General features: G+C 64.4%; 8 protein-coding genes. All 8 read left to right on the top strand.

Annotated elements, in window-relative coordinates; all coding sequences use genetic code 11:
- Window positions 1-306 precede the first annotated feature (306 nt).
- The 8 genes from OG574_RS10855 to OG574_RS10890 all read left to right on the top strand — a co-directional run bounded on the left by OG574_RS10855 (window position 307) and on the right by OG574_RS10890 (window position 13,038).
- Window positions 307-1,656, top strand: a complete 1,350-nt coding sequence (locus OG574_RS10855) for a DNA cytosine methyltransferase (protein WP_326773010.1) — start codon at window positions 307-309, stop codon at window positions 1,654-1,656.
- Window positions 1,653-2,450, top strand: a complete 798-nt coding sequence (locus OG574_RS10860; protein ID WP_326773011.1) for a very short patch repair endonuclease — start codon at window positions 1,653-1,655, stop codon at window positions 2,448-2,450. Before OG574_RS10855 ends, OG574_RS10860 begins: the two co-directional genes overlap by 4 nt.
- A gap of 444 nt (window positions 2,451-2,894) precedes the next feature.
- On the top strand, window positions 2,895-5,270 hold the full coding sequence (locus OG574_RS10865; RefSeq protein ID WP_326773012.1) for an ATP-binding protein: 2,376 nt from the start codon (window positions 2,895-2,897) through the stop codon (window positions 5,268-5,270).
- Window positions 5,267-6,937 carry a DEAD/DEAH box helicase family protein gene (locus OG574_RS10870; protein WP_326773013.1) on the top strand — a complete coding sequence of 557 codons (1,671 nt, stop codon included), beginning with the start codon at window positions 5,267-5,269 and terminating at the stop codon, window positions 6,935-6,937. The genes OG574_RS10865 and OG574_RS10870 overlap by 4 nt, the downstream gene beginning before the upstream one ends.
- A complete protein-coding gene (locus OG574_RS10875) occupies window positions 6,934-7,533 on the top strand; it encodes a hypothetical protein (RefSeq protein ID WP_326773014.1) in 600 nt (199 codons plus the stop codon). The genes OG574_RS10870 and OG574_RS10875 overlap by 4 nt, the downstream gene beginning before the upstream one ends.
- Before the next feature lie 13 nt (window positions 7,534-7,546).
- The gene (locus OG574_RS10880) at window positions 7,547-8,884 is read left to right on the top strand and encodes a sigma factor-like helix-turn-helix DNA-binding protein (protein WP_326773015.1); all 1,338 of its coding nucleotides are present in this window, start codon (window positions 7,547-7,549) and stop codon (window positions 8,882-8,884) included.
- A gap of 1,339 nt (window positions 8,885-10,223) precedes the next feature.
- Entirely contained in the window at window positions 10,224-11,729 is a 1,506-nt protein-coding gene (locus OG574_RS10885) for a hypothetical protein (protein WP_326773016.1), read from the top strand.
- Between the two features lie 4 nt (window positions 11,730-11,733).
- Window positions 11,734-13,038, top strand: a complete 1,305-nt coding sequence (locus OG574_RS10890) for a hypothetical protein (RefSeq protein WP_326773017.1) — start codon at window positions 11,734-11,736, stop codon at window positions 13,036-13,038.
- The last annotated feature ends 490 nt before the right edge of the window (window positions 13,039-13,528 follow it).

Consider the following 13,528-nt stretch of genomic DNA (forward strand, 5'->3'; position numbering starts at 1 on the left):
ATTCCTCCGCGGTGACCCGGACGCTGCAGCAGCTGGTTGATGCTCACGTCGCTCAAGGGAATCCTGGTCAGCTTGGCGAGGTCCCCCGCGAGCTGATCTCCGAGTGCCTTCGTGATACCGAGGGTGAAGCTTCGGGGGAATACCGACTCCTCCGGGCTCCCTGTTGTCGCCGCCATGGCCCTCGTCGCCCTCTTCGTGGTTCTACCGCTGTGGAGCGACATCGCGCGAGTTTCTCCGGCGCATGGGTCACAAACGGCACTGCTCCGCGGTATGGTTCTGGCTGCACTGAAATGCTAGGAGTCGAATATGCAACGGACGTCGGTAGAGCTCTTCGCGGGCGGGGGCGGGCTGGTCCAAGCCAGCACGAACACCGGCTTCCGACACCTGCTGCTGAACGAGTTCGCGACGAGGGCGTGCGAGACGCTTGAGGGCAATCGCTTCGACGTGTTTCCAGCGGACGTCGATTCCGATGTGTTGGCGAAGTGGCTGGACCAGATCGACAAGCAACAGGCAGACGGCTTCGAAGCTGCGGGCGCCGCTGAGCGGCCCCACTACCCTCCCCTGGTCGCCGGCGACGTCCGAGAGTTGGACATGCGCTTCCTCAGGGATCGCGATGTTGACCTTCTGGCCGGCGGGCCACCATGCCAGCCGTTCAGCCTTGGTGGAGTCGCGAAGGGCGACGAGGACGAGCGGAACATGTTCCCGGAGATGTTCCGGGCGGTTCGTGAGATCCGCCCCAAGGCCGTCATCTGTGAGAACGTCCGAGGACTCCTTCGCCCGTCCTTCAATCCCTACTTCGAGTACATCAAGCGCGAGCTTTCCCTGCCGTTCGTGAAGCGCCGAGAGGGCGCCACGTGGCAGGAGCACGACCAAGCGTTGCGGGAGCGGCTCGACGCGAAGGACACCGATCCGGCGGAGACCTACGAGGTCACGCAACACGCCGTGAACGCCGCCAACTACGGGGTGCCGCAGATCCGCAACCGCGTGATCCTCTTGGCATTCCGCGCTGACCTGGGCGTGGACCCGGAGTTGGTCAAGCGCGCTGTCGCGCGCACCCACTCCCACGCGGCCCTCGCGCGGACGATCCTCGAAGGCTCCTACTGGAACCGCCACAAGCAGGCGGGCGCCAAGATTCCTAAGCGCGTCATCGATCTGGTGACCTCGCGCTACGCGAATGAGCAGCTGTCGTTCGAGAGCGGGGATGAGGAGCTCCAGCCTTGGCTCACCCTTCGAGACGCGGTAATGGGGCTCCCCAAGATCAACACCAGCGTGTTGGACAAGACGACGGAACAGGGCGGATTCCCCGACCACATCGGGTGGCCCGGAGCCAGGATCTACGACGGGCACACGCCCAACGAACTTGACCGGCCGGCCAAGACCGTCAAGGCCGGGGTGCACGGTGTGCCCGGTGGCGAGTCAGTCATGCAGCTCGACAACCTGGTGCGCGACGAGAAGACCGGCCTGTTGCGCCCCGAGCACCGGTACATGACCGTTCGCGAGGCTGCCAGGGTCATGACATTCGGCGATGGATGGAGCATGGCGGGCCCGCGGGGTGAACGCATGCGGCAGCTGGGCAACGCGGTTCCCGTGAAGCTGGGCGAGGTGTTCACCAGCGCCGTCGCGAAAGCCCTCGCCGACGCGGAACGGCGCTCGTGAACGACGCCGCCGAGTCCCGGCAAGGGGGCTGGAAGGACAAGCCGCCGCCCGAGAGGGCATGGCGGGGACGGCAGGGGCGGACCAGGAAGGCGATCGTCGCCGAGCAGGATCGTGCCGCAGGTGGTCGCGAGGGCCGCTATGCCAAGCGTGAAGACGGCGACTACGCGCTGGCCTCGATCACGCTGAAGTTGTTGCCCAGGACTCGCCGGATCAGGGCCTATCTCCGCTGGTCGGAGAACGGGCGTTCGCCCGCCCTGTATGTCGGAGAAGTGGAGCATCTGACGCGTGCGGCGAATCTTGAACAGGCTTGGCAGATCGCCAAGGACCGGGGAATGGTCGGAGAACGCCCTCTCCCGGAAGGGTCGTGGGCGTCGTCTCCTGCCACGCGGTCATCGATGCGCGGGAATCGAGGCCGCGACACGGCACCGGAACTCCGAATCCGCTCACTGCTGCATCGCGAGGGTCTGCGCTACCGCGTATCGGCGCGGCCGCTTCCCGGAGTGCGGCGAACCGCCGACCTCGTCTTCACCCGCGCTCGTGTCGCCGTCTTCGTGGACGGGTGCTTCTGGCACGGGTGCCCCGATCACTGCCGTCCAGCACGCACGAACAGTGACTTCTGGCGCACCAAGATTGCCGGAAACCGAGCCAGGGACGCCCAGACCGACCAGTTCTTGGCGGAGGCGGGATGGCGCGTCATCAGAATCTGGGAGCACGAAGATCCCGTACAAGCGGCGGGCCGGGTCGCCGCCGCCGTTCGCGACTTTGCGGCACGGGATGATCGCAACGTTCCGTGATTCAGAAGGTCGTTGACGGCGTCGGAGGCCCGGCGCAGGACGATGCGCCCGTCGCCCTCGCTGAAAGCGAGCAGGTCGCCCCCAACGTTGACGCCGACCTCGGCCAACAGCCCCGACGGTGGTTCGACGCGCTCATCGAGCTCTACGGGCACCCTCGGCGGGTTCACGGATCACGGAAGGAGTCTCCCGAGGACCGCCGGCGTCTACCAGCAGCACTGCGGATCGTCAGGGGACGTTGCGGTTGCGACGGTTGGCGACCGGGTCTCGCAACCGCCGTAAACCACTCAACTGCATGGAACAGCAAGGAACTTAACGCCGATTGTCAGTGGTGCCCTCTACTCTCTTCATCACGCGTACGGCTCTACCCGAGCCGCGCGCCGAAGCCTGCCCGCGGTAGGGCTTTCTTCGGCGTGGCCGAGACGAGTACTGGGGGTCCGTCCACCTATGAAGATCACTCCTTCCGCGCGTGTGCTGCGCATGCTCGGTGAGATCGAGTTCGACGAGTGGCAGTGCATCGCCGAGCTGATCGACAACGCCTTCGACGACTTCACGGAGATCCATCGGTCCGGGACCCCCTGGGCGGGCGGGTATCGCGTCAGCGTCGAGCTCCCCGACTCCGCGCAGGGCCAGCTCGTGATCACCGACACCGGTCGCGGCATGACGTACGACCGGCTGGAGCGGGCTGTACGGGCCGGCTGGTCGGGCAACGACATGCACGACAAGCTCGGCCTCTTCGGTATGGGGTTCAACGTCTCGACGGCGCGGCTCGGCAAACGCACGCGCGTCCTGACCACGCGCCAGGGCGACACCGAGTGGATCGGTGTGGAGATCGACCTCGACCGCATCGGAGACGACTTCGAGGCAGAGGACATCACGGAGCCGAAGGCCGATCCCAACGAGCACGGCACGCGTATCGTCATCAGCCGCCTGCATCCGACGCGCGCTCGGTGGCTGCAGAAGAACGGCCCGGCCCTGCGCAACATCCTGGGACAGGTCTACTCCTGGATGTTCCTGAACCGTCCGTTCGAGCTGTGGGTTGGCGGCTTCCAGGTGAAGCCTGTCCGGCACTGCCGTTGGGGAGACGGCCGCTCGGTTCTCTACAACAACAAGGAGCGCATCCCCGCCTACATCGAGATCGACCAGAAGCTGGAGAACGGTCTCGCCTGTGGTGACTGTGGACAGTGGCAGCTCACTGATCGCGACGCCTGCGAGGACTGTGGGAGCGATCGGCTCACCGTTCGTGAGCGCCGGGTGCACGGGTGGCTCGGCATCCAGCGTTACATGCATAAGCACGATTACGGAATCGACTTCCTGCGCAACGGCCGCAAGATCCTCCGCTGGGACAAGCAGCTGTTCACCTGGCGCAACCCTGACGGAGCGGTGGGAAACGAGGAGCCGGAGTATCCGGTGGACCTCGCCCACCAGGGCGGCCGCATCATCGGGGAGATCCACCTCGACCACGTCCCGGTCACGTACCAGAAGGACGCCTTCGAGTACGGCGACCGCAGCTGGCGCTCGGCGGTCGAGATCGTGAGGGGGGTCGCGCCGTTGCTGCCCCAGCGCGCGGCGAACCTTGAGTACGAGGAGAACACCAGCCCGCTCGCGCTCCTCTTCAAGGGATACCGTCGTAACGACGCCGGTCTGCGGTACTTGGTCCCGGGAGACGGTCGTAAGCCGATCCACGACGACACCCGTCGGTGGGGACATGAGTTCCACCGGGGCAACCCCGATTACCAGACCGATGAGCGCTGGTGGCAGGCGGTCGAGGACCACGAGGCGACCAAGAGCAGGGGCAAGAACGCGAAGGCGGCCACCGTCACCCCGGGAAAGCCCGACGAGGCGGCCGTGATGGAGGCGCTCGGTTTCGATGGCGCGGAAATCGGCAGTCCGAGTTCTCCCGCGACCGGTCGGGACGAGGCGAAACCCAGTGCCCAGGCGCAGCCCTCGAAGGACGGCGAGTCCGCTCCCGCCACGCCGGCCCCGGAGCAGCGTAGGGAGACGCGGCAGGAACGCGTCACGCGCTACACGGAGAACTCGACCACCTACCCGGCCCTGAGCCGCTCCTTCGGTCACCCGCGCGTCGGCTTCGTCGAGGTCGAGGCGCGTCGGCTCACGGCGGGAGGCCTGACCGACGAGAACCTCCACCCCACTCCCGTCCTGCTGGACCAGCGCGGCGGCAACGCCCTCGTGGCGTTCCTCGACCTCGATCATCCGATCTTCCAGAGGTTCGGAGCGGACCCGGCGGATCTGCTGCTCGCGGAGATCGCCGTGCTGCTGAGGGTGCAGACGAGTTCGGAGTGGAGCCACTCGGAGCTCATCGCGGCGATCCGGGCGGAGTCGCTGCCCGCCAGCGCTCTGGACGCCGAGATGATCAGTGCCGAGGCCAAGGAACTGCTGGCTGAGGTCCGTCGCCGCATGGCGTCCGAGCTGGACCGCGCCGGTGAACCGGGGAAGGCGTTTCAGTTTCTCTCACCCGATGAACTCACCGCTACCGAGCACACCATGATCGCCAACGGCAAGGTCACCCGCACGACCGACCTCGGTGCGAGCGGTGAGTTCCTGCTGCACGTGCCCGCCCTTTTCCTGGTTCGTCTCGTCGAGTCGCTGCCGTCTCTGTTCATGGACAACCGCGTCTTCCAGGGTGTCTACGAGGGTGTCGCCTCCGCGTCCGCGCGGCGGCTCAGTCTCGCGCGTACGGTCGGCTACCTCTCGGATGTCGCGACGCAGGCGACCTACGCCGGGGCCAGCCTTCCGGACCAGTTGCTGCGGACGAGGCTGAGCATTCGCCTGCTGGCCGACGACCTCGCGGAGGAGAAGTGAGCGCCGTCTTCCTCTCGGGGAACGAATTGCTGAGGGGAGGACCCGCAGGTCTCACGCATGCCGTCGAACGGGCCCTTTGGTACCTCGGCTTCAACGACGTGCGCGTTATCGACGGCGCCGGCGACCAGGGCGCGGATCTCTTGGCGGTACGCGGTCGAGAGCAGTGGGTCTTCCAGTGCAAGTGGAAGGCCGGAGGGAAGGTTGACCGTAGCGGTGTCGACGACCTTGAGCGCGCGCGTACGCGCTACCGCGCGGACAAGGCCATCCTGGTCACCAACACCGACATCAACGCGGCGGCTGAGGCCCGCCGCGTGGCGCTCAACGGAGTCGGCGTGCCGATCACCGTCTGGCACGGTGCCACCCTGCGGTCGATCGGGGACCGCATGCCCGAGACCGTTCCCGCGAAGTACGCTCTGCGCCCGTACCAGGCAGAGGCGGCGGACGCCGTGGTCCGGGACCTCGACGCGAACCGCACCGCGCTGCTCGTCCTCGCGACGGGGCTCGGCAAGACCGTGGTGGGCGGAGAGATCATCAGCCGTCACCTCAAGTCCAATCCGGACGCCAGGATTCTCGTCGTCGCGCACATGAAGGACCTCGTCGCCCAGCTCGAGAAGGCGATGTGGCGGCACATCCCCAAGCACGTTCCCACGCGCCTGCTCACGGGAGAAAGCCGACCCGAAAGCCTCGACGGAGTCGTGGTCGGAACGGTCGAATCCGTTCTCAGTGCCGTACGTGTGGGCTACCGACCTGACCTCATCATGATCGACGAGACGCATCACGTGGCCGAGACCGGCAGGTTTGCGGAATTGCTCGACCTGTGTGGGGATGCTGAGCAGTTCGGCGTGACGGCGACACCCTGGCGCGGTGACAAGTTCGACATCACCTCTCGCTTCGGATACCCGAGCTTCAAGATGGGCATCGCGGAGGGCATGGCCGCTGGCTTCCTCTCCGCCGTCGACTACCGGCTGTACGTCGACAACGTCGACTGGAACGCCGTCCGGGACGCCAGCGTGCACGGGCAGTCGATCAAGGACCTCAACAAGTCCCTGTTCCTGCCGCAGCGCGACGAGGAGATCATCGAGCACTTCCGCGAAGCGTGGCGGACCACGACGGAACCGAGGGCCATCGTCTTCTGTCAGACCATCGAGCACGCCGAGCACATGGCCCGGTTGTTCGCCTCGTCCGACGCGGCGTGGGCCAACGCGTCGTTCCTGCACAGCGCACTCCCGCGGCAGCGACGCCAGATCCTGCTGAACGAGTTCCGGCTCGGCCGGGTGCCGGTGATCACGTGTGTCGACGTTTTCAACGAGGGCGTCGATGTCCCGGACGTGAACCTCATCGCGTTCCTGCGGGTCACACACAGTCGGCGGATCTTCGTCCAGCAACTCGGCCGCGGACTCCGACTCAGCCCCGGCAAGGAGGCCCTGAGGGTCCTCGACTTCGTGACCGACATTCGCAGGGTGGCGGCGACCTTGGAACTCCGGCGATCGCTGGAGGCCCAGGAGAGCGAGCACCTGCGCGTCCGAATGCCGCACGCCTCCCGTATCCAATTCAGCGATGAGACCGTCGGATCGCTGATGGACCACTGGATCCAGGACGCGGCGGACCTGGAGACCAAGGCGGACGAGGTTCGCCTTCAGTTCCCTCTGACGACTGGAATCGAATGACCAAGTACGCGATCCCCTCGGACCTGGAAGAAGAAGTCGTGCGTCTCCTCTACAAGCGGGCCGCCGACCTCAACTGGACCTATCTCACGGACACCGAGCGCACCCGTCACTATCAGGCGTGGACCACCGACCCCGAGGTGGGAGGACGGCTCCTCCCGTTCATCGGGAAGCCGGAGAATGTCCGGCCGTGGCTCAAGGACAGGCCCATGAAGGAGTACATCCGGGCGACTTACGGGGTGGGCAAGTGGGCTCCGCTCGTGGTCAAGCCGGCCACTCCGGTCAGCGCTCTCGTCGACAAGGCCCTCGGTCACGGCTGGAACGTCGACCTTGAGACGCTCGACATCAAGCCGCTCTGCGTGACGATTCGCCACGAGGACGACGAGGAGATGGAGCAGCGCTTCGCCTGGGCGCCCATGCGCGACTTCAAGCATCTCGCGTGGGCGGCCATCGCGTCGCAGGCCAGCGGCGACGCCCTGCCGTGGGTCATCTGCACGGTGGACTCGTTCGTTCGGAAGATCACCCCGGAGCAGAAGGCGACCAACGAGCGGATCGCGAAGCGGCTTGGTCTGATCAGTGCGCACGTCACCGATGGCTGAACGGGGCTCCGCCATGACGGGGGATGACGACTGGCTTCAGGCCGCTTTCGGTGCGCTTCCTGCCCGGTCACGTCGAATGATCGAGGATCGTGCCGACGGGAAGACCCACGGAAGTATCGGGCAGGAGCATGAGGTGAGCCGCGAACGGGTCCGCCAGCTGCTCCTGAAGGCGCAGGAGCATCTCTGCGCCTTCGCCGACGCCTTCGTGGGTGACTGGCGTGATCGGCTCACCACCCTCACCGAGCGCTCGGCCGTGTCCCAGTCCGAGGTGGCGGCGGTGTTGGGCGTACGTGACCAGGTGGGCGTGGGGCCTCTTGTCGAAGCTGTCGGGGCTGAGCAGCCATTGACGTGGGCTGGTCGTCTGCGCGGCTGGTGGACCCGCAGCCCCGGCGCCCTGGAAGTGCTGCTTCGGCGAGGAGTGGATGAGGCGCCGCTGCGTGGGGAGGACGTAGCGGTGACCTTCGCGGCTGCCGGAGTACCGGACGAGGTCCCCTTGCTGGATCTGCTCGGACATCCCGATAGCCCTCTCGTGCCTGGCTTCGGGGGAACTTGGCTGCGCCGTCGCGCCCGCGGAAGGGACGCGGCCTACCTCTTCCTCCTGGCGAATGGCGAACCCTGCCGCGCGGAGGAGTTGCTGGCGCCGACAGGGATCAGGCGGAAGCCCGCCGTCGCTGAGGCGCTCAGGCGGGACGAGAGGTTCGTGCAGCTCCGCCTGGAGGGTAAGTGGGCGCTGGCCGAATGGTCTCACCTGAACGTCACTCCGTACCCGAACGCCACGGAGGCCTTCGTCGCTGTGCTGACCGAACTGGGGCCGCTGCCCAAGGACGCACTCTTCGTGAAGGTCGGCGAGCGCTACCCGGTGACCGTGTGGCGCCTGCACCAATGCCTGCTGGACGACAGGGTGGGCATCACGGAGGATGGCTTGATCGAGCTGGTCGCGCGAGGTGCTACCCCGATCGAGGAAAGCGAGCCGGCACGGCCGGCGAGGATGGCCGTCGATCCTGCGGGAAACGTCTTTGGCGTCCGGCTCACGGTGGACAAAGACATCCTTCGGGGCAGCGGCGTCGTCGTCAGCAGCTGGCTCACATGGCAGCTCGGAATGCGACAGGCCCCTATGGTCAGGACCTTCTCCATCGCCGGTCACCCCACACCGATCGTCCTCAAGCGGGCGACGAGCGCGGCCCAGATCTCCAGCCTGCGGGTGTTGGTGAAGGAGAACGGAATGGTGGGCGGCTGCGAATTCGTCCTCTTCCTCCGCACGGACGACTCGACGGCGCGCATAGAGCACGCTTGTGCCCGGCACACCTGCCCTGCGATGAGCGAGCCTTCCGGGATCGAGGGTGGAGCTTGACGCTTTTCCAGCAGTGGGCCCACCAACCCGGAGCAGCAGTCGCTGTTCTACGGTCCGTGATTGAAGTACTCGTATCTAACGGCACGGTGACGCAGGCCAACATTGCACCTGACTACATCTCCATATGGGCGATCAAGAGCGACCAGAAGGCGCGGGGAAATCGCGGCTGCGTTCCATGCCGCCGTGCACGGGCTCCGGCAGCTATACATCGCCGTTCCAGTCCCGCGCACAAGGGCCTAGCCTGCGAGGCTCACGCCGAGGTGGCCGGTACGGTCGGTGGACCAGGGGGCTGCGGACCACTCACCTGCTCCAGCATCGCGCGCAGGGAGCGAGCGCGAGTGCTTGGAGAAATCCTAGAGATGCGTCAAGGCCCCCGATGCGCCCACGGAGACCGACACTCCCCAAAGCCCTGACCTGCAATTTCGTCCTGGAGTACACGTAGGCGATCTTCCAGGGCCTAATTCGGGACGAAGAGGTCGTGGGTTCAAATCCCGCTACCCCGGCAGCTGAAACACCAGGTGAGGTGGGCGCTTACCGGATTCGGTAGACGCCTCACCTGTTTCTGTGTGCATGTCTATCTGCCTGGCTACTGCTCCGGGTTCTGCTTGAGGATGCCGTCTCCTGAACGGCCTCGATGGCGCCGGCCTCAGGTGCCGGAGCCATGACAGCAAGCGTCTGACACCGACGCGATAGAACTTTCTCTACCTCATCAAGACCCGCGCACGGCGCGGGTGCGTGCTACGTGCTGGGGGTGGAAGTGAGGAGTCGTCCGCGGCCTAGGGACATGTCTCCGGCGGGGGCGCTCGGGCTCCGGGATGGGAGTGGCGTCGTTCGCGAGTGCCGGCCGGTCCGTGGTGAGCGTTGTGGGCTCCCAATCCCGTCCGCCTTCGACCCAGGCAGAGCCGAGCGGTGCCATGACCAATCCTCACAGTCGTTCGTACAGTGGCGCGCTCCACCTTGACACCCTGAACCACGCCCGCTCCACGGTAAGTGGGTGACGGAGGCGCTAGTCACAGGTTCATAAAGCAACACATCCGCAGAACCCCAGTTTGGTCACCCAGCTGACGAACACACGTACCGCCAGTGAGAGCTGCGACCCAGGCCACGCCGCTCCCTGCCGATCGGTGTCGGCGCGCTCTGGGGCGCCGTCCAGTGCGCCTTAGAAGTTCTCCGAGGGGGCTGTGACCTGCCTCACGATCTGGCATCCTAATCTCGCCGCCCCGTACAGCGCACCGAAAGACGCATCCTGACGACTCGCCATTATGGGAAGGACTATCAATTGAACTCGGGAGATTTTACCAATAAGCAAAAGAGGGCGTTAGTGCCCACTAGGAACCAGATGAAGCTCGAAGAGAAGATAGCAGAATTTGAACGCCGGCATGCCTTCGGTAGAAGTTTGACCTCCTATTTGAACCGCAATCTAATCAAAGTGGTTCGCGTCGAACAGGGATTGCAAGGGCGATGGAGCCTCTTCACCATCCTCCCCCCAGCCACCGCCGAGATGTTCGACATCGACCGGGAGCTTCTCTTCCTCGTCACGGACTACGAGGCCCTTGAGCCGCGAATTCTGAACGACCTCCAGTCGCAGATGCGGAACAATGCGCGGGTGGAGGACGAGATCGCCGTTCTGATTAGCAGGGACGGAAATGCCCAACGGCTGGTGAGAATGCGAGCAGGCGAGGCCGCCATCTTGACCATCGAAGGACAGCACCTTCCGGGTGAGGTACCCGACTTCAGAGTCATCGTCTCCGAGACGCTGGAGAGCGTCGACCACTTTAACGTCACCACCCCGATCACCTCTCCCAGTGCATTCTTTGGCCGACAGCGTGATATCTCCAATGTCAGGCGATTCCTCGCCCAAGGCCAGCACGTGGGAATCTTCGGGCTCCGGAAAGCAGGGAAGAGCAGCCTGCTGAATCGCGTCTCGTTCCTGGAACGGGAACGAGGCTCCATCGTGGTAAACCTGGACCTCAACGAATACTTCGGAACTCCACGGCGTTTTCGGGCCGGTATCGTGAGGTCGCTTTCGGAAGAACTGGTCAAGAGTAGGATTATCGTTCCGAAATTGCGCAGCTTGAGGTCCCACGGGCGGGATGACTTCATCAACGAATACTGGATGGGCGACCTGGACTTGCTCCTGAACGCAATCCAGGCCTCGCGCAATGTCATCTTCGTGATCGACGAGATCGACAGTGCGCTCCCGTCACGCATCCTCAGTAGGGCCGAGGCCGACGAAGAAGTCGGGCTCCTTCGGGCACTTTCGCAACTTCGCGCTTTCATTCAGAAGCGCCAAAGTCGCGGCCAGATCCCTCCGGTAATCCTTTCCGCCGGGGTTGACCCCTCCCTCTTCGAGAGGGCTTCGGTACGAGGCATCACCAATCCGCTTTTCCAGTTCTCGGCGCTCAAGTTCATCGAACCTATGGACCGTGACGAGCTACAGGACATGGTTAGAACCCTCGGTAAGCGGACTGGTCTCAAATTCCGAAGCCATGAGGTGATCGACGAACTAATGGAGGAATACGGTGGCCACCCATTGCTAACCCGCCAGGCCTGCTCCTATGTGCACCGTCATCGCCCCGGAGGGGTGGTCCCTTACCACGTTCAGAAGAGTGACGTGCAGAATGCCTTCGCCGCCAAGGGGCCGGGCTCACCGCTGGAGCACGCTCGTGCGATCCCAGAAAGCTTTGCCGAGTGGTTCCCCCAAGAATCAACGCTCCTCAGCGAACGATGGTCGAACCGGCACTTCGAACCCATGGGAACGTCCGGGCTGGAACATGCCATTTCCTACGGACTACTTCACGATGACGGAAGTGTCCGAATGAGGGCACTAACGAGGGCGACATGACGTGATGTTTCGGTTCAAGAGCCACGACACACTTGCCGAAGCAATCGTCGAGCACCTCGCCTACGGCCAGATCGTGATTCTCCGCGCTATGCCAGGTTCCGGCCGCTCAGTTCTTCTCAGTAACATTGCCGACAAATACAAGGACATCATAGGTTGTGCTCCCCGTATCCTGCGGCCTGAGGAAAAGACAGACCCCGACTCCGTGGTTCAAGAAGTCGAGTCGCAGATCGCACGCTGGGGTCAGGCGGCGCTCCTCCTAGATGACTGGGGGAGGATGGTCAGGTCGTCGCCCGACACCCCTTGGCAGCAGAGGATGACTCGTCTGTGCGTGGACGGACCACAGGCCATCTCGACTGGGGCTCTCGTCGTAGGCGCACCCGGCGAAAATCTCTCACGGTTCGGCGAACAGGCAAGCCCACTCGTGGATGCTGCTCATGAGGTGTTCCTCATGCCTCTTCTGACTGTTGAGGAGATTTCCCAGGCGCTTTGTGAAGCAGGGATCGACGGAGTCGAGGCTCAGTCGGCTGCCCGCGAGTACGGTGGCAGTGTCGGCCTGTTGAGAAGCTACGCCGACGGCCGACTCACTGAAGCGAAAATCGAGGAGGCGGTTGTCAGTGTCGCCTATCACGCACAGTCTGATGCGGCACAACGGATAATCGACCTGTCGCGCAAAGAGGGCTTGGAACTCGCTTGCGATGATATCGACGTTCGCCTTTGCCCGGTTGTCATCCGGACCTCTTCAGGGCGATCCATGATAGCAAGGGCATTCCACAGTCGTAACATAAAAGACCTAGTCACCGGCTCGGGTCCGGCTTGGCCCAGGGACCGCAAATCGGCGGTGCAGCGTTTCTACTGCCGAATCTACGGAAGTGACGACGTGTTCTGGTATGACCGCTACATGAGCACTGGACTGCCGGATCTGACAGACTTCTTGGGCGAGCTCAGCACTGTGGCGGAGGGCAGGAACCGCACATTACGCCTTCTCAGCGGTTCACCATTCAAGCAGATCGAACCTGCAGTGCAGGCTCGTTTCGTCTCGGCGGCAACCACATGGGCAGCACGCGGCCTGCACGTTTACTGGCACACCGTTCAGAAGAGAGACATCGGCCCGCTTCATGACAGACAGCTCGTGTCCAGGTCGCGACTCGAGGGACATCATCTACCGCCGGCCGACCGCATGGTCGGCAAGGTCCCGGCCGGCAACGAAAACGACGCGCTATTGCCCCACGCTCCCATTGCGTCCATCGAGGCCGCGTGGCTCAGTTCATCGTGCCTGATGTGCCCGGCACCGTCGAGCTGTGAGTACTGAGAGCGACGGCCATACCGTCGGTCCAAGGTCAGGTTGGAGAGACGTGCCGGTGGGCCAGAAGACAGGCCAGTAGCCGGGCCAGCAGCTGAGTGCGTCTTAGCGAACGAAACCCCTGCTCATGGGCAGGGGTTTCTCCGTTCTCGGAGCATGAGCGCGGAAGCGTGGAGCACTGCTGGTGACCGAGCCCCAGGCGCCCTGCGAGCGCTGCAGCGCTCCGTTCCTGGGCCGTCTGTGGGCCGTGCAAAGGGGCCCAATGGTGACCGACGTCGACAACCAGTGACAGGTCAGCTACCGAGGCGCACCAGGAACCGCCAGGTCATGGACCCCTGACCTAACGGGTTTCCCCCTTGGGGTAGCCGTCAGGCAAGATGGGGCCCTTCTCGCCACCTGGACGCAGGTGCCCCAGCGACACGTGTGCCGATCTGTCCTGCCGGAACTGTTCCGCTGACATCCAACGCTGACATCAACGCCCACGCACAGCCGCAGCTTT

This window comes from Streptomyces sp. NBC_01445, assembly GCF_035918235.1.
Classification (GTDB): domain Bacteria; phylum Actinomycetota; class Actinomycetes; order Streptomycetales; family Streptomycetaceae; genus Streptomyces.

Excerpts from the sequence above, each read along its gene's own strand:
- OG574_RS10855 (WP_326773010.1), top strand. The coding sequence starts at position 307 with ATGCAACGGACGTCGGTAGAGCTCTTCGCGGGCGGGGGCGGGCTGGTC.
- OG574_RS10865 (WP_326773012.1), top strand. The coding sequence starts at position 2,895 with ATGAAGATCACTCCTTCCGCGCGTGTGCTGCGCATGCTCGGTGAGATC.
- OG574_RS10875 (WP_326773014.1), top strand. The coding sequence starts at position 6,934 with ATGACCAAGTACGCGATCCCCTCGGACCTGGAAGAAGAAGTCGTGCGT.
- OG574_RS10880 (WP_326773015.1), top strand. The coding sequence starts at position 7,547 with ATGACGGGGGATGACGACTGGCTTCAGGCCGCTTTCGGTGCGCTTCCT.
- OG574_RS10885 (WP_326773016.1), top strand. The coding sequence starts at position 10,224 with ATGAAGCTCGAAGAGAAGATAGCAGAATTTGAACGCCGGCATGCCTTC.
- OG574_RS10890 (WP_326773017.1), top strand. The coding sequence starts at position 11,734 with ATGTTTCGGTTCAAGAGCCACGACACACTTGCCGAAGCAATCGTCGAG.